At 34.1% G+C, this 18,726-nt stretch carries 16 protein-coding genes; all 16 read right to left on the bottom strand.

The features are described from left to right. Window positions 1-3: 3 nt before the first annotated feature. On the bottom strand, window positions 4-1,254 hold the full coding sequence (locus tag BN2144_RS15585) for a competence/damage-inducible protein A (protein ID WP_033829158.1): 1,251 nt from the start codon (window positions 1,252-1,254) through the stop codon (window positions 4-6). A gap of 41 nt (window positions 1,255-1,295) precedes the next feature. Then, the gene (gene pgsA / locus BN2144_RS15590; protein ID WP_033829159.1) at window positions 1,296-1,874 is read right to left on the bottom strand and encodes a CDP-diacylglycerol--glycerol-3-phosphate 3-phosphatidyltransferase; all 579 of its coding nucleotides are present in this window, start codon (window positions 1,872-1,874) and stop codon (window positions 1,296-1,298) included. Window positions 1,875-1,982: 108 nt separating this feature from the next. Then, window positions 1,983-2,879: a helix-turn-helix domain-containing protein gene (locus BN2144_RS15595; protein ID WP_033829160.1), complete on the bottom strand. Its 897-nt coding sequence runs from the start codon at window positions 2,877-2,879 to the stop codon at window positions 1,983-1,985. A 20-nt stretch (window positions 2,880-2,899) separates the two neighbouring features. Further along, complete coding sequence (locus tag BN2144_RS15600) at window positions 2,900-3,685, bottom strand: DUF3388 domain-containing protein (RefSeq protein WP_033829412.1); 786 nt, start codon at window positions 3,683-3,685, stop codon at window positions 2,900-2,902. 191 nt (window positions 3,686-3,876) lie between these two features. After that, entirely contained in the window at window positions 3,877-4,134 is a 258-nt protein-coding gene (locus tag BN2144_RS15605) for a DUF3243 domain-containing protein (protein ID WP_033829161.1), read from the bottom strand. A 103-nt stretch (window positions 4,135-4,237) separates the two neighbouring features. Next, the gene (gene ymfI, locus BN2144_RS15610; protein WP_033829162.1) at window positions 4,238-4,972 is read right to left on the bottom strand and encodes an elongation factor P 5-aminopentanone reductase; all 735 of its coding nucleotides are present in this window, start codon (window positions 4,970-4,972) and stop codon (window positions 4,238-4,240) included. A 91-nt stretch (window positions 4,973-5,063) separates the two neighbouring features. Beyond that, window positions 5,064-6,356: an EF-P 5-aminopentanol modification-associated protein YfmH gene (gene yfmH, locus BN2144_RS15615; RefSeq protein ID WP_033829163.1), complete on the bottom strand. Its 1,293-nt coding sequence runs from the start codon at window positions 6,354-6,356 to the stop codon at window positions 5,064-5,066. Window positions 6,357-6,362: 6 nt separating this feature from the next. Next, window positions 6,363-7,625: an EF-P 5-aminopentanol modification-associated protein YfmF gene (gene yfmF, locus BN2144_RS15620; RefSeq protein ID WP_033829164.1), complete on the bottom strand. Its 1,263-nt coding sequence runs from the start codon at window positions 7,623-7,625 to the stop codon at window positions 6,363-6,365. Window positions 7,626-8,016: 391 nt separating this feature from the next. After that, entirely contained in the window at window positions 8,017-8,979 is a 963-nt protein-coding gene (locus BN2144_RS15625) for an ABC transporter permease (RefSeq protein WP_033829165.1), read from the bottom strand. A gap of 1 nt (window position 8,980) precedes the next feature. Then, entirely contained in the window at window positions 8,981-10,027 is a 1,047-nt protein-coding gene (locus BN2144_RS15630; protein ID WP_033829166.1) for an ABC transporter permease, read from the bottom strand. Beyond that, a complete protein-coding gene (locus tag BN2144_RS15635) occupies window positions 10,028-11,587 on the bottom strand; it encodes an ABC transporter ATP-binding protein (protein WP_033829167.1) in 1,560 nt (519 codons plus the stop codon). Window positions 11,588-11,875: 288 nt separating this feature from the next. Further along, complete coding sequence (locus tag BN2144_RS15640) at window positions 11,876-12,994, bottom strand: BMP family lipoprotein (protein ID WP_033829168.1); 1,119 nt, start codon at window positions 12,992-12,994, stop codon at window positions 11,876-11,878. A gap of 546 nt (window positions 12,995-13,540) precedes the next feature. Continuing rightward, window positions 13,541-15,868 (bottom strand): DNA translocase FtsK, encoded by a 2,328-nt coding sequence (locus BN2144_RS15645; RefSeq protein WP_033829169.1) that lies wholly within the window; start codon window positions 15,866-15,868, stop codon window positions 13,541-13,543. A gap of 102 nt (window positions 15,869-15,970) precedes the next feature. Continuing rightward, window positions 15,971-16,180, bottom strand: coding sequence for a YlzJ-like family protein (locus tag BN2144_RS15650; protein WP_033829170.1), 210 nt, complete (start codon window positions 16,178-16,180; stop codon window positions 15,971-15,973). Then, a complete protein-coding gene (locus BN2144_RS15655) occupies window positions 16,177-16,860 on the bottom strand; it encodes a ClpP family protease (protein ID WP_407638078.1) in 684 nt (227 codons plus the stop codon). The genes BN2144_RS15650 and BN2144_RS15655 overlap by 4 nt, the downstream gene beginning before the upstream one ends. Window positions 16,861-17,038: 178 nt before the next feature. Then, window positions 17,039-18,700, bottom strand: coding sequence for a ribonuclease J (locus BN2144_RS15660; RefSeq protein WP_033829172.1), 1,662 nt, complete (start codon window positions 18,698-18,700; stop codon window positions 17,039-17,041). Window positions 18,701-18,726 lie beyond the last annotated feature (26 nt).

Below are 18,726 nucleotides of genomic sequence, written 5' to 3' on the forward strand. Positions count from 1 at the left end.
TCTTTACTTATTTTGTATATCCCGTAATTTCTTATAGATTAGCCATGCCCCTGTTTTAACAGAACGAACACGAACAGTCTCACGATTTCCTGGTAAAATCACTAATCGGGCGGTAGGTGGCTCATTTTTAAAAGAGACCCCAATATAAACAGTACCCGGCTCTTTTCCTTCTAGTGAGGATGGACCAGCAACTCCGGTAAAACTTATTCCGATATCCGTATTCATTAGTTTACGAACGTTTTCTGCCATTTCTCTGGCACATTCTTCACTTACAACACCGTACTTTTCCACTGTTTCTTTCTTTACACCTAATACATTTATTTTTATCTCAGGTAGATAGGAAACAATTCCTCCTTTAAACCATTTGCTTACACCTGAGATGGATGTTAGTTCTTCTTGGAATAACCCACCCGTTAAACTTTCGGCTACTGATATGGTCATATTCTTTTCCTCTATAAGATTTCCCATTTTCTTAACAATGGTTGTCTCATCATAACCGTAAAAATTTTCTCCAACACGATTCAATATTTCTAACTCAACACGGTCAAGAAGTTGTTTGCGCTCATAATCATTTGCGTGTTTAGCAGTGAGTCGTAGTGTTACTTCCCCATCTGATGCAAGTGGAGCAATTGTTGGGTTTGTTTGCCGATCTATTAGATCTTCTAATTTATGTTCTAAGCTAGATTCGCCAATTCCGAAAAATCTCAACACACGTGATTCGATTTTATCTACAACTTCCAACCGATTTAAAATTGCATTTAACCCATAGTTTGAAAACATTGGTTCTAATTCACTTGGTGGGCCAGGAAGTAGCATATACGTTATTCCGTTTATTGTAATAACCATACCAGGGGCCATCCCTGTATCATTAGGTAACACTTCACCATTTTCAAAAACAAGTGCTTGTTTACGATTATTATCTGTCATGGCAATATTCCGCTTTTTAAAAAATTCTTGAATTGATTGAAGTGCTACTTCATTATAGATAAGCTTAACACCGATATGAGCGGCAACCGTCTCTTTTGTTAGATCATCTTTCGTTGGACCTAATCCACCAGTAAAAATAATTAAATTTGAGCGGGTTTCCGCAATTTCGATAGCTTTTTTTAGCCGATCAGCGTTATCACCAACGACCGTTTGAAAAAACGTATTCACACCGATTGTTGCTAATTGTTGTGATATATATTTTGCATTTGTGTTTACAATTTGTCCGAGTAATAACTCTGAACCTACTGAGATGATCTCACCATTCATACGAAGACCTCCCGAATCTCAACTTTTTTAATCATAATCATTTATTTTGAGTTTGCAAAAACATGTTTATTTTTTACGAAATAATCAATACCGGACCAAAGTGTAAAGAGTGTTGCTACATATAGAGCGAGATCTGCAAATGGGAAGTTAATATAAGAGAATGGTACATTTTTCAAAAGCAATGCAATGATAGCGATAATTTGTGTCCAGGTCTTAATTTTTCCAAGCATATTTGCGGCCACTACTTCGCCATCACCAGCTAATATTAATCTTAATCCTGTTACAGCAAATTCCCGACTAATGATAATGATAACGATCCAAGATGGGGCTAATCCTAATTCAACTAAAATAATAAAAGCAGAAGAAACAAGTAATTTATCTGCCAAAGGATCGAGAAATTTTCCTAAATTTGTTACAAGATTATACTTTCTGGCATAATAACCATCAATCCAATCCGTAGTTGATGCAATAATAAAAATAATTGTTCCAACCAATTCGGACACAGGTATATGAACTTCTCCAAATTGGATAGTCCCCCAAGGAAAATCAACTACCATAAGAATAACAAAAATAGGAATTAAAAAAACGCGAGAAAAAGTAATTTTATTTGGTATATTCACTATTAAGACCTCCAAAAATTTAACTACTATAACTTTTGCTAATAAGGATGGGATTTTCTACCTTTCTATTTTATATGAACGAAAGAAAATAGTCATCTTTTATAATGACTATTCTCCTTTTTTTTCATATTGAATTATTATTGTTTGCACATTTGCCTTCTTCGGTATATCAATTTTTTCATCATTAATATAAACTTCCAAAGCTGGTGCATAACCGGTACGAATTTTTACTTCTTGTTCATTCGTTAAATCAAACGATTGTGGAGTATCTTCTGTTAGCGTAGAATTCAGAAGTTGTTTATTGTTTGTACTTTCCATTCCAACCCAAGATTTCCCGCCTGTCGTTACTTTTAAATTCAACATAAAGGAATCCGCATTTGTTAACTTATATGTGGTTGTATTTCCTTCAGAGGATATAACCGAAATGTTTTGTGTTCCTTTTGAGTTCTCGTCTTCTGTTTTAGAATTGGTCTCTTTTTTTGGTGTATCTTGTTTAGCAGTATTATTTTTATTTGTAGCAACAGATTTTTTGTTTTCCGGTAAGTTACCCGATTCTTGAAAATCTACCACTTCGTTTTTAGAAGCATCATCTGTTACTGATGCGTTATTACCAATGACCTTTTGAACAAAGAACCATCCTAAAATAATCAACCCAATTACAATTGCTGTTATGAGAACTTTCGGCAATAGTTCAATCATTTTTGATGCTGCTTGATCCGTTTTCCTTGATTGTGTTCGAGTAATTTGTTCTTGAATATCCTCCTCATAGACTGAAGGAATCTCTTGTTTGAATTCATCAAATAAACTTTCTGTATCGATTCCAACAGCTTCCGCATATTGCTTGATAAATGCCCGTACATAAAACTTTCCCGGTATCGAATCATAATTTCCTTCTTCAATACCTAATAAATACCGTTTTTGAATCTTTGTAATCTCTTGTAAATCATTCAAAGTTAACCCTTTTTCAATCCGAGCTTCTTTTAATTTACTTCCTAATTCTGACAATGGTAACACCTTCCATTTAGTTAAAAATCAAATCCATCAAAACCTGATTCAGTAAACATATTTTGTTTACCAACGTTATATGTAATTTTTTCATTTGGTTCATTCTTTAACTCAATAATATAATCAAAATCCTTTAACTCATATTGAGAGTTGGAGACAAACAAGTCGGGATGTTCCACGACTTTTATTGCGGGAAGCCTCATAAGTTCTCGTATGAGTGACCAATGTCGCTCATTTCCACGTTTCATCGATACGGCCCCATCAATAATATAGATATATTTATTGCTAAACTCACCTTCAATTAAGTCATTGCGAATGGTTTGTTTTAATAGAGTTGAGGAAACAAATAACCATCTCTTATTAGCAGAGACACTCGCTGCTACAACAGATTCAGTTTTTCCTACTCGAGGCATACCGCGTATACCTATTAATTGATGCCCCTCTTCTTTAAAAATCTCACTCATAAAATCAACAAGCATACCAATTTCATTGCGAATAAAATGAAATGTTCTTTTATCATCTTCATCACGTTGAATATATCGACCATGACGGACAGCTAAACGGTCATGTAATGTTGGCTCCCTTAACTTAATTAAATTAATTGTCTCCATTAACTCTAATAATTGTTTCAACCGTTCCATTTGATGCTGAGTTGACAAAATAAGTAAACCCCTCGAACCTTGGTTAATTCCACTAATCGTTATAATATTTATTGATAGCATTCCCATTAATGAAGAAATATCTCCAAGCAATCCTGGGCGGTTAATATTAATTTCGTATTCCAAATACCACTCTTTTTTCTCCACCATTTGCACTCACCTATTATCACCTATGTTAACCCACTCACTAATAATTATAATATATGATTTAGTTAAGATATGAAAGGAAATACGCAAATAATTTTACGAATTTATTTATTTAGTCTTTCTTCAGACAATTTTAACCCTTTGGTGAGAAAAATATGAATATAAAATGAAAAAGAGAGGTATTCCCTCTCTTATTTTGTTCCATTATTTTGAACTAATTTTACCATCGTATTGGCGATTGCTTGTTGCTCTTCTTCGTTGGCTACAGACCATAAATCTGCTAGTACACGCGCTTGCTCATTTTTTGGATCTACTTGGCTTGCTAAATAATCTCCAACTTGATGAGCAAGATCCGTTATCGTATTTTGATCTAGACCTGCCTCTTGTGCTTGATTTAGACGATCACCAAGAAAATTTTTCCATTCTTCCCAGTTATGCAAAACACTCATGTGATAACCCCCTTTTGAGATATTCGATATTATTTTGCATAACCTAGAAGAATTTATACAAGAAATTATCAAAAAAAGATTAATTTACATTTGCTATCCCTTATTATGTATACCAACCACCATTTACACCTAACACTTGTCCAGTTATGTAGGATGCCTGATCAGAAAGTAAGAAGTTTACTGCTTGTGCAACTTCTTCTGGTCTACCTAATCTTCCAAACGGTATCTCATCGCGAACGATCTCGATAGCTTCATCATTTAAATGATCTAACATTTTTGTTTTTATTATCCCTGGTGCGACAACATTTACGCGAATATTACTTAAAGCGACTTCTTTACTTAAAGCTTTAGCAAAACTTATTTGTCCACCTTTGACTGCAGAATAAACGGTTTCACAAGAAGCACCTGTTTGTCCCCAAATAGAAGAAACGAATATAATGGAACCTGTTTTTCTATGAACCATTTTTTGTAATAAGTTTTTTGTAATAACAATAGGACTAGTTAAATGTAGCGCAATTAAATCATGAATTTCTTCTGGAAGCATATTCGTTAATAACTTACTGATCGCAATTCCACAATTATGAACAATCCCATCTATTTGATAAATATTATGACAAAGCTCTGTAACAGCTTCTTCGATACGTAAATCAGCTTGAATCGGTATAAATTCCCCATTAGGATACTGTATATTAAATTCTTGCGTCATCTCTTCAATCATTTCTCTGTTTTTAAAATAATGTAAATATAATGAGTACCCTTGTTTAGCTAGTTCATAACAGATGGCCCGTCCGATTCCACCACTAGCTCCCGTCACTAGTATAAAACGTTTTTCAACCAAGGTCTTTCCCCCTAAAAGCACAAAATATCATTTATTGTTACACCCTTCACATTATACGTTTGAAGACGGGGTAAAAGTACCCCGATAGTATTTACTCCGTTTTTGGCAAAACTTTACAAACTGTAATTCGATCATTCGCAATCAATTCCAAAGCAACTCTTTTAACATCTTGATCATTAATTTCTTCAAGTATTGGTACAACTTTAAATAAATCCATTTCATTAAATGCATACCGTGTAAATTGGTTCGCAATATATTCCGGAGAATTCATTGCTCTTAAAAACGTTCCTATTTTATTTCTCTTTACTCGTTCTAGCCCATCTTCTTTTATATTTTCTCCATTTTTTGCTTTTAACAAAATACTTGTTATTTTTTCTTGTAATTGACAAGGATCATGCGTATCACCACCGACAAGAGCAAAACTAAAGCTTTCCTCCTGTGTATAGTCATAGGAGAATGAATCATCAATCAATCCAGCATTATACAAATCTCTATAGTTTTCTGAGCTTTGACTAAATAATAAATCTAATAATAATTGTGCAGATAATTCATTTTTTAACATTGCATCGCCTTTTTGATTTGGAAAATTCCCCTTTATCCCGACCATTACTTTTGGTGTTTGCACATTCATATGGAGAATTTTTTCCCGTTCAAGAACGGTTGTTGGTTCGTCATCAAACTTTCGCTCAATTTCAGACTGCTCTGTAAATGGTTTTTTTGCTTGATTATCACGAATAAAATTCATCGTCTCCTGTGGGTCCACTGGTCCAATGACAAATAATAACATATTACTTGGATGATAAAATGTATAGTAACATTCATATAGTAAATCTTTTGTAATTTTTGCAATTGATTCTATTGTACCAGCAATGTCAATCTTAACCGGGTGGTTATGATACATATTTTCGATAGCACCAAAATATAATCGCCAATCGGGATTATCGTTATACATTTGGATTTCTTGGCCAATAATGCCTTTTTCCTTTTCAACCGTTTGTTCAGAAAAAAATGGTTCTTGAACAAAGTTTATTAATGTTTCTAAATTGCCCATTACATTTGAAGTTGATGAGAATAAATACGCTGTTCTTGTAAAGGATGTAAATGCATTTGCAGATGCACCTTGCTTCGTAAACTGACCGAAAACGTCACCTGACTCTTTTTCAAACATTTTATGTTCTAAAAAATGAGCTATACCATCTGGAACTCGTTTTAAATCCTTTTGACCTAAAGGTACAAAATGATTATCAATTGAACCGTACTTCGTTGTAAATGTAGCAAAAGTTTTATTAAATCCTTTTTTAGGTAAAATATATACGTCTAAACCATTATCCATTTTTTCATAAAAAAGTTCTTCCTCTAGTTGTTTATAATATAATCTCTCCATTTATTTTCACGCCTCCATTCCTGATAGGAAGTATATAGTATCGAGATATATCTTTTCACCTACAGTGACAAGATCATCCTTTGTAACTTTGGCTACTTCTTCCATCCATACTTCTTCTGAGACATCGGCACCGCTTACGACGTTATGGTATAAAATTTCAATAAGACCACGTGGTGTATCCAATGTTTCAAGCATCTGATTTTGGATAACGGCTTTTGTTTGTTGAATTTCTTCCTCCGAGAAATCTCCCTTTTTCATTGCTTCTAACTGTTCTTTAATAATTGAGACTGCTTGCCCATAATTTTTTGTTTCAATCCCTGTCATTACAAGCATAAGCCCTTTGTGACTTTCAAGACGACTTGCTGCATAATAAGCAAGACTTGCCTTTTCACGAACATTCATAAATAATTTTGAATGAGGAAAGCCACCAAATAAACCATTAAACACTTGTAATGCAAAATAATTTTTATCCCCGTAATATATATTCGTTCTTAACCCTATATTTAGTTTCCCTTGAGCAACATCTTGTTTTTCAATGACAATATGTTCCTCCGTTCTCTCGTCATTCTGTGAAATTTGAACTGTTTCTGGCGTGCGGTTATTTAGTTTAAACTTTTTCTTACATTTATTAATTACTGTTTCCTCATCAAAGTCGCCGACGATGTATAAGTCTATTTCATCTTCATTTAATGATTTTTGGTAGTATTCATATAAAGTGCTTGCGCAAATTTTATCCACATCTTCGTATATACCATTAACTGGAACTGAATAAGGCTCATTTTTACACATTTCTTCAACTAATCGTAAGTTCGCATAACGCATTTTATCGTCATTCACTGCTTGAATACGTTGTTTTAAGGTGCGTTTTTCTTTTTCTACAATATCATGATCAAAAGAACCATTGGATGCTTTCGGATTAAAAATGACTTCAGTAAGAAGGGATATCGCTTTATCCAATAACGGTTCTGTATCTTTTAAAAACTTTTCATTAGCGATTTCCATCGTTATAGAAATAATATGATATTCTCCTTTTTTCTGTAAATCAACAAAAAGAGTGGCCCCATATAAATTTTCAAGATATGTACGAAGTTCCGTAAAGGATGGATATGTTTTAGTACCACTTTGTAGAACATATGGAAGTAGTGCTCTCATTGTCGCTACTTCTTTAGTCATTGGTGTTTTCATTTTAAGTACAAAGGTGTTTGTTTTATATTTATCCGTTTTAGCAAGGTGAAATTTTACACCTTCATGTTGAATTATTTTTTCCATTTTATTCCTCCTAACTAAATATCAATCATTTGTTACTACTATCATTTTATCCCTCTCTCCACTATACATGTGTATAAATTATAATTTCAAGTTTAGTCTATTTAAAATGTTCCATGATTTTATGAAAGAAAACTCAAGATGTTGCATGAGCTATTAAGTAACCGAAGATACTAGAGTTCGCCAAGAAAGAAAGTACTTCGGCTTTGATGCAATGTCCCTGAGCCTTCCTTGTGTGCTTAAGCGCATAAGAAAGGTCCAAATTGGAAGATTTTTACTTTCCTATTAACCAAAAAAAGCTAGTACATTTTTATTAACCTGTTATCATACTTATTTTGGACTGCTAAATAAGAAGCAAAATAAAAACCCTACCACAATGGTAAGGGTTTTATTTTTAACGATTTCCTTTAATGTAAGGTGTGTTTAACGCTTTTGGTGCTACAGATTTACCGATAAATCCTGCAACAGCCAGAATTGTTAATACATAAGGTAAAATATAAAGATATACGGTTGGAATATCTTTTATCAACGGAATGGTAGGACCAATTGTACTTAAACTTTGTGCAAAGCCGAAGAAAATAGCAGCCCCCATCATTCCAAGTGGATTCCATTTACCAAAAATCATGGCGGCAATTGCCATAAAACCTTGTCCGCTAATTGTTGCATGGCTATAATCTAAAGTAATCGATTGGGCATATATAGCTCCACCAATCCCACCAAGAGCACCACTAATCATTACACCAATATATCGCATTCGATTAACTTTAATCCCCATTGTATCTGCAGCGGTCGGATGTTCACCTACCGAACGTAACCGTAAACCAAATGGTGTCTTAAATAAAATGACCCAACCTATAATCGCTGCTAATATTGCTAAATAAGAAGTTATATATACGTTTTGGAAAAAGATAGGTCCAATGACTGGTATTTTTTCAAGTCCTGGTATGTCAATCCGAGTTATTGCTTCTTTTACCATTGGTGTCTGACCTTTACCTTCAAATATCTTCTTAACTAAAAAGACAGTTGCACCAGCAGCTAACATGTTCAATGCTGTTCCGGCAATAATTTGGTCAGAGCGAAAAGTTACTGATGAAATTGCCAATAGGGATGAAAATAAACTACCGACAATCATCGCGATAAGAATAGAAATAAACACTGTCCAAGGACCGAAAATATGGTACAAGAAAAGATTTGATACGATACCAGTAAAGGCACCAATTTGCATAATCCCTTCGAGACCAATGTTTGTTACACCAGATCGTTCTGTGAAAACGGCACCTAGACCAGTGAAGATGAGAGGAGCTGCATAAAATATCGCATTATAAAATATGAAAGCAATTGTGTCTAAAAAGCTCATCTTACTTCACTCCTTTCTTTTTCAAAAACTTTTCATATAACCATTGGAACAAATAACCACTTGCGACGAAGAAAATAATGACTGCAATAATTACAGATATCATTTCTTCTGGTATTTGAGCTGGAGGATTTGGCATATTTAAAGAACCATATTTTAATGCACCAAACAAGATTGCTCCAAAAACGACCCCGATTGGATGGTTTGCACCAAGGACTGCAACCGCAATACCATCGAACCCAATTCCAGTCATCGCAGTTTTAGTCGCAACATATTCAAATGTTCCAAGTCCTTCCATTGCTCCTGCAAGACCGGCAATAAACCCAGAAATAACCATTGAAACAACAATGTTTTTTGCAACGTTCATACCGGCATATTTTGATGCATCTTGATTAAATCCAGCAGCTTTTAATTCATAGCCTAAAGTTGTCTTTTCTAATATATACCAAATGATAATTACAGCGATAATAGCAACAAAAATACCACCATGAAGACGTGAATATTCTGTAATTTGTTCTAAAAACGGCATACGTAATGAAGCTGTTTCCCGCACCCGTTCTGTCGTATCACTCCCAGTCATTGAACGAATGAGTGCGTTCGTTACATGGAGTGCAGTATAGTTTAACATGATTGTAACAACAACTTCATTTACACCGAGTTTTGCTTTCAGTATACCTGGTATAAAAGCCCAGAAAGCACCAGCAAGACCTGCTGCAAGGATGGCTAAAGGAAGATGAATTACTGTCGGTAAATCAAAAGTAATCCCTACCCATACTGCTGCAAACCAACCTACAATAACTTGTCCTTCCACTCCGATATTAAAAAGGCCTGTTTTAAATGCAAAAGCAACTGCTAAACCTGCTAATATATATGGTGTTATTTGGCGAATCGATTCACCTAGAACATATACATCACCAAAAATACCGTTCCATAATTGAGCATAGCCTACAATTGGGTTATATCCACTAATGGCAATAATAATTGCACCAACAATTAAACCTAATATAACAGCCAATATAGGTATTAAAATAGATGTCCATCGTTTAGACATTTACTCATCACCTGCTTTCTTAACCGACTGTTTTTCATTATCGCCTTTTTGACCAAATTTCTGTCCTGCCATTAATAATCCTAATTCTTGTTCATTCGTCTCTTTAGGATCAACAATATCGAGTATTTGACCATCAAAGATAACTGCGATACGGTCACTAACGTTCATGACTTCATCTAATTCAAACGATATAAGTAGAACAGCCTTCCCTTCGTCACGTTGATCAATTAACCGTTGATGAATAAACTCAATAGCCCCAACATCAAGTCCACGCGTCGGTTGAGCAGCAATGAGCAAATCAGGGTTTCTTTCAATTTCCCTACCAATGATAATTTTTTGCTGATTACCACCAGATAAGTCACGTGCAGGTTCATATTCACTTTGTGTACGAACATCATACTCTTTAATTAATTTCCGTGCATTTTCATATATGTTTTTATGATTGAGTATTCCATGATTTGAAAATGGACTGCGATAATAGGTTTGTAAGGCAAAATTTTCTCCAACTGTAAAATTAAGAACAAGACCATGACGATGTCGATCTTGCGGAATATGTCCGAGTCCAGATTCAGTAATTTTTCGCGGTTTCAAATTCGTAACATCTTTACCTGCAAGGATGATTTTTCCACTTTCAATCGTTCTTAATCCTGAAATAGCTTCGATCAATTCCGATTGTCCATTTCCATCAACTCCAGCTATGCCAAGAATTTCACCTCTACGTACAGATAAATTCAAACCTTTCACTTTTTCAATTCCACGATAATCTTTAACTACAAGATTTTCAATTTTTAATACTTCTTCTTTCGGCTTTGCTATTGCTTTTTCAGTGGTAAAGATGACGTCTCTACCAACCATTAAACTAGCCAATTCAGTAGGGTTTGTTTCAGCAACATTTAATGTTTTTAAACCTTTACCTCGACGAATAACGGTAACACGATCTGCTACTTCCATAATCTCCTTCAATTTATGAGTAATTAGGATGATAGACTTCCCTTCATCAATTAATTTTTTCATAATATCAATAAGTTCAGAGATTTCTTGTGGTGTTAATGATGCTGTTGGTTCATCAAAAATTAAAATGTCAGCGCCTCGATATAATGTTTTCAATATTTCAACACGTTGTTGCATTCCAACTGAAATATCAGCAACAGTTGCATATGGATCTACATCGAGTCCATATAATTTTGATAATCGTGCAATTTCTTCTGCAGCTGATTTAATGTCAATTGTTCCACCCTTTTTTGGTTCTTTTCCTAAAATAATATTTTCCGTCACTGTAAAAGTATCTACCAGCATAAAGTGTTGGTGAACCATTCCAATACCAAGATCGTTTGCAACGTTCGGATCGGTAATTTTTACTGATTTCCCCTTTACTTTAATTTCTCCGCCATCAGGTTGGTATAAACCAAACAACACATTCATTAGTGTAGATTTACCTGCACCGTTTTCTCCTAAAAGGGCATGTATTTCACCCTTTTTTAGTTGTAAGGTGATATTGTCATTCGCTACAAAATTGCCGAATATTTTTGTAATATTCAACATTTCTATAACATAATCCATATTCAAACCCCCAATCATCTGCTTCAATATTCTCTCTTTTGCTTGTCCCAGAGCAATGTCCTATCCATTCATTACTCCTAAAAAATGCAATTGGAAAATGAACCAATTGCTATTCACCTTCTCTGACTAGATTGTTTCAGTTTGAGCAAGTATTAGGCAATACTTCTTTAAAGGGACACATAAAAAGCTTTAATTAAGATCAAAGTAATTAAAGCTTTTTATGTAGCACTTTACTTCTTTAGATTGGATATAGCGAGTATTCGCTATATCCAATCATTCATACAAAAATTATTTTACTCCTAAATCTTTCAAAAACTTTTTCATTTCATCTTGAGTTCCAGGAGGTGTTACTTCACCGTTTATAATTTTCTCTTTCCATTCGTTAACAGCTGTTAACGTTGCTTCTGATAAATGATTACCTGTGTGTGCTAATTCAACACCACCATCAGCAAGACCATATGTTACTGTAGTTCCACCAGGAAATTCACCATTCATTGATTTTGTAGCAATATCTTTTACTGCAAGGTCAACACGTTTTAAGGCAGATGTTAAAGTAACATTATAATCTTTTCCATCAACTTTAACTGTACCTTCATCATATTGGTCACTATCTACACCAATAACCCACACATTCGCATTTGGATCTTTTTGTTTTCTTTCTTTTGCCTCAGCAAATACACCGTTACCTGTTGCACCAGAAGCATGGAAAATAATATCTGCTCCATTTGAGTACATTTGGTTCGCAGCGGATTTTCCTAAGTCAGCTTTATCAAATGCTCCAGTATAGTTAATTTGGACTTTGATTGATGGATCAACAGAAGCTACACCAGCACGGAATCCAGCTTCAAAACGTTTAATAACATCACTTTCCATTCCACCAACAAAACCGACGTTTTTCGTTTTTGTTTCTAAAGCTGCAGCTACACCAGCTAAGAATGAACTTTCTTGTTCTTTAAACATAATACTAACAACGTTATCTTTTTCAACTACTGAGTCGACTAGTCCAAAATGGACATTTTTACGTTGATCAGCAATTTCCTCAATTGGTTCAGCTAATTTATAACCAATTCCGAAAATTAAATCAAAATTACGACGAGCTAGGGCATTTAAATTTGAAACATAATCTGCATCAGATTTTGATTGCAAATAATCGAAGCCCCCATCGCCTTTTTCCATTCCATTTTCTTTACCAAATTCTTTAATACCTGTCCAAGCTGATTGGTTAAATGATTTATCATCAACACCACCAACATCGGTAACCATAGCAACAGAGAAGCTTTCTTTATCTCCACCTTTTCCGCTATCAGTACCTTTCTCTTTTCCTCCATCCTTTGATCCACAAGCACCTAATACTAAGCCTGTAGTTAGGAGAAGGGCGAAGAGAATAGATAATCTTTTTTTCTTCATATAAGTACCCCCTTAAAATAAATTTTAATAGAACGAGTAGAAAACTGTTGTCAAACATTATTTTATGTAGTATATATTTTTTTATAAAAAATTCTATTAACAACATTTTTCACAAGCTCTATTAACTAAATTAAATATAGCACGAATTAATTAAATTAGGAATACGAACTTATAAATTCGTCGAAAAATCTTATGAATAACTTATGAAAACCTTATCATTATGACCTTTACTGGATAAAGAAAATATATTCTATATTTTATAAAAATTTATAAAAGGGAAAAATACGAACGTTTATAAATTTTTTTTAAGAATAATTCGTTTTTTAAATCGTATTCTTCATAAATAGAACATTTATCAAAAAGATTGGATAAAGATATATTATTTTAAACTTATAGAGAATAGAATGCTGAAAATTAACGTATTCAATTAAATTTCTCTTGAAATTCGTAACGAAAAATCACGACCAATGCAAATGCTAGAAATTCTTATTAATAACAAATTAAGTAGCGGGTACTTACTCTCACCGCTACTTATTTTATAACATATTACGAGGATTTTATTTCATCATCAGTCGGCTTTGCTATTAGAACTGTTCTCGGTTTACTTCCTTCGTATGGACCCACAACTCCTCTTTTTTCCATTTCATCAATGAGTCTTGCAGCTCTCGTATATCCAATCCGAAATCTTCTTTGTAACATTGAAACGGAAGCTGTTTGCATTTCTGCTATTAAATGTACTGCATCATCATATAGTTCATCCTCAACTTCTTCTTCAGTTTCAACAATATCATCAGGAATCATATCTTCTTGATATTGAGCCTTTTGCTGTGAAATAACAAAATTCACAACTTCTTCTACTTCCCCATCGGATAAAAAAGCACCTTGGATTCGTATTGGTTTCGATTTTCCAACAGGTAAAAACAACATATCCCCTCTTCCAAGTAGTTTTTCTGCTCCACCCATATCTAAAATTGTCCGAGAATCTGTTTGAGAACTAACGGCAAAAGCAATACGCGAAGGAATATTTGCTTTAATTACACCTGTGATAACGTCAACAGAAGGTCTTTGTGTAGCAATAATTAAATGGATTCCTGCTGCACGGGCCATTTGTGCGAGTCGAGTAATCGCATCTTCTACATCAGAAGAAGCTACCATCATTAAATCTGCAAGTTCGTCCACAATTACAACAATAAATGGTAAGAATGGTTGTTTCTCCCTAGTCTCGATATTATGACGTTGAATATATTCGTTATATCCTTCTATATTTCTTGTTCCTGTATGAGAAAATAACTCATAACGTCGTTCCATTTCACTTACAACTTTCTTCAAAGCTTGAGCCGCCTTTTTTGGATTCGTAACTACAGGTGCTAATAAATGAGGAACACCATTATACACATTTAGTTCTACCATTTTTGGGTCAATCATCATTAACTTTACTTCATGTGGTTTTGTGCGCATTAAAATACTCGTTATAATGCCGTTTACACAAACACTTTTTCCTGATCCAGTCGCACCTGCGATTAATAAATGCGGCATCTTGTTTAATTCAGCTAGAACTGCCTCACCTGTAATGTCGCGTCCTAAACCAATGAGGAGTTTTCTTTCGATATGTTCATAGCTATCTTCTAAAACTTCCCGTAATGATACAACGGCAACTTCTGAGTTAGGCACCTCAATACCAATCGCTGATTTCCCTGGAATTGGTGCTTCCATCCGAATATCTTTTGCCGCTAAAGCAAGGGCAATATCATCAGTAAGACTTACAATTTTACTGACTTTCACGCCAATATCAGGATGCACTTCATATTTTGTTACCGCAGGGCCAATATGTACTTGTGTAACACGTGCTTTCACACCAAAACTTTGAAAAGTTCGTTCTAACTTTGCTGCGTTAGCATGAACAAATTCGTATTCATTACTTTGATCGGTTTGTCGTGGTGCTTTTAATAGTGAAATTGGTGGTAATTGATAATCAACATTCTCAACTTCTGTAAAATTCATTGGTACTTGTGATAATTCATCATCTTCATGATCTACATGAGAATGTGATGCTTGATTTACTTCGTTATCCGTTCCATCCTCACGATATACCTTTTCAGCAAAGTTTGAAATAATTGGTTCTTTTCCATCATTGTCCTTTTCTTCCGGTACAATAGAATGATTTGGCTCGCCATGATGTAAAACTTTTTCTTGATTTTTTTCCACATTTTTACTAACTTTAGCTTTTGATTTTATCCGCCATTTTTTTATATCTTTCTTTACATCTTCTAACATATTTCTAGAAAAAGATATTAATTTACTTGATATTGCTTGTGTAAAATCTCCAAACGATTTCCCAGTTATGAAAATTATCCCAACAATAATCGTTACAAAAGCAATAATTTTAGCCCCTGTAGCCTCAAATAATAGGTAAAATAAAGAAAATAGAAGAGCTCCTATCATTCCCCCACCAAGATCAGTCGAACTTGTTTGTCCACGTAAATCCATCCAAAATAAGTCCCAAGTATTAATAATGACACTAGGATTTTGAAAGGGACCTTGACTTGAGAGAAGGTCGAACAACTTCACATGACTTAATAATAAAATTGCAGATATGATTAAATAAAATCCAATAAGTTTTCTATTAAAAAAATCAGGCCAGTCTCTTTTCCATATTAAATAACAGCTTAAAATTATACCTAAAAGCGGCAAAATGATAAACCATTCTCCAGCTAGAAAACGAAAAAAGTAAACGAGCGCTCTACCAACCAACCCCATCTTTAATATTGCAATAATTGAAAAGGCTAGCAATAGAAGTGCACCTATTTCAAATTTAATGGTTTGTCTAAACTTTATTTGCTTTTTTGTTTTTCTTCTTTTTTTTCGTTTTGCCATTTTGAACCACCTATAATAAATATAGCAGCCTAATCACGGCTGCCTTTTATGTTTATTATAACATATTTCCAATGTTAATAACCTTTGGTTGTAAATTAATTATCACCAAATTGATAGAATTGCACCCGGGTAAATCTTACTTTCTAAATAATGTTTTGGGTCTGTACTAACAATTTGCTTTACTTGAAATTGTGAATCATTAACCATCTCTATAACTAATGGAATACCTTGATATAATATTGTTTTTTCATTTTTCGGCGATTGTTCTTGTTGAAATATTAATTCAGCTGGTATGGTTGTATGTAATATCATTGAACAATCCCTTCCTCGCTTTGATGTTTCATCTCAATTAGTTCATTCAATTTTTTCATTGCTTGACCAATTCCACCAACTTCGTCTATTAATCCATATTTGACAGCATCAGTACCAACAACATTTGTACCAATATCACGGGTTAAGTTGCCTTTTGCGAACATTAAATCTTTAAACGTATCCTCTTCAATTGATGAATGTTTTGTAACAAAATTAATCACTCTTTCCTGCATTTTATCTAAGTATTCAAACGTCTGAGGTACGCCAATTACAAGACCCGTTAAACGAATCGGATGAATTGTCATTGTCGCTGTTTCAGCAATAAAACTATAATCTGTACTTACGGCAATTGGGACACCAATAGAATGCCCCCCACCTAGTACTAAAGATACAGTCGGTTTTGATAGTGAAGAAAGCATTTCAGCAATTGCAAGACCTGCTTCAACATCGCCACCTACCGTATTTAATATGATTAGAAGACCTTCAATTTTTGGATTTTGTTCAATCGCAACAATTTGCGGAATGACATGCTCATATTTTGTCGTCTTATTTTGCGGTGGTAGTTGGAGATGTCCCTCAATTTGACCGACAATTGTTAAACAATGAATATTGGAGTCATTTGATAAACTTGGGACATTGGTTTGACCTAATTGCTGGATCTTTTCTATAATTGGTGACATTGGAGTTTTTTGGTTTTCCTTTTCTGGACTTTCTTGTTCTTGATTTTGATTGTTTTTTAAGTTCATAAAATGAAAACTCCTTCCAAACATGATACATTTAGTATGAACGAGTAAATAAATTTCATGCGAAAAGAAGGAGTAATCATATGAACATTCTACTTAAGTTTTTCACCCATCATTATACTTCCATAATAATCGGGATAATCATTGGCTTACGTTTTGTTTTATTGAATAAATAGGAGCCAAGAGATTCACGCATTTCTTGTTTTACATTTGACCATTCGAAACTTTGACTTTTTAAATTACGGATGACAATTTCTTTTACTAATTTTGTTGCTTGTCCCATTAATTCTTCTGATTCTCGAACGTAAACAAAACCACGTGAAATAATCTCAGGACCAGAGGCGATCTTTTTCTCATTCCGATTGAGCGATACAACGACAATTAAAATCCCATCTTGGGAAAGAACTTTGCGGTCACGTAAAACAATATTCCCAACATCACCTATTCCACTACCATCAATTAAGACGTTTCCAGCTGTAACTCGCCCATTCTGTCTCATACGGCCATCAAAAATTTCAATAATATCCCCTTTATCAGGAATATGGATTGATTCATTTTTTATTCCCATTTTCTCTGCGATTTTAGCATGGGCAATTAACATTTTATATTCACCATGAATTGGAATAAAAAAATTTGGACGCATTAAATTAATCATTAATTTCAATTCCTCTTCACGACCATGGCCACTAACATGTACTCTTTGACCAGTAATCACAGTCGCACCTGCTCTAAAGAGCATATCAACCGTGCGAATTAAAAACAGCTCCCCACCTCGGTGTGGAGACGCGGCAATAAGAACGGTATCATTTTTTTCAATATGTAGAAATTTATGGGATTTTCTCACCATTTTTTGCAATGCTTCTAACGGTTCCCCTTGTTGACCACTCATTAAAATGGCGATTTCCTCATTTTTGTAGTTACCCATTTCTTCTCTCGGTATAACTACATTTTCAGCTACTTTTATATAGCCTAATGATTTTGTTGTTTTATAAACATTTTGTAATGTTTTACCGATGATGACTACCTTTCTTCCAGCATGGGCACTAGCATTTAGTAAACGTTGGATCGCGTTAATTGAAGAAGCATAACAAGCAAATATAATTCGACCTTTCGATTTTTCAAATATTTCTTCTAACCTTTTAGCAACGTGAACTTCTGATAGTGTATATCCTTGTTTTTCTGCCTCTGTGCTATCTGACAGTAAACATAGAACACCTTTTTCCCCAATTTTCGCCATTTTACTTATATTGGCCTGGTACATTCCATCAGCACTTTGATCAAATTTAAAATCTCCAGTATATATGATTGATCCTTGTTCGGTTTCAATGTTAATACCAACAGAATCTGGAATACTATGATTCACCTGAAAAAATGACACCTTCGCATGTTTGAAATTTAGACGTGAGTTTTCATTAATTACTTTAAAATTAATCGTATTTGGAATGTTTTTTTCGTGTAACTTACCTTTTGTTAATTCAATTGTTAACTTTGTTCCATAAACAGGGACGGATAATTGGTCATATAAATAAAAAAGTGCACCATTATGATCTTCATGTCCATGTGATAAGAAAATACCTTGAATTCGATTTTGGTTTTCTTTTAAATAAGAAATGTCTGGTATAACAATATCCACACCTAACATTTCATCTTCTGGATACATGAGTCCAGCATCAATCACGAATAAATCATCTTCTACTTCAACTACATACATATTTTTACCAAGTTCTCCTACTCCTCCTAAGGGAATAATTCTAATTCTTTTTGTCTTTTTCTCCAAGTAAAACAGCCTCCTAATTTATATAT

It is taken from the genome of Bacillus andreraoultii (genome assembly GCF_001244735.1).
GTDB lineage: Bacteria > Bacillota > Bacilli > Bacillales > Caldibacillaceae > Caldifermentibacillus > Caldifermentibacillus andreraoultii.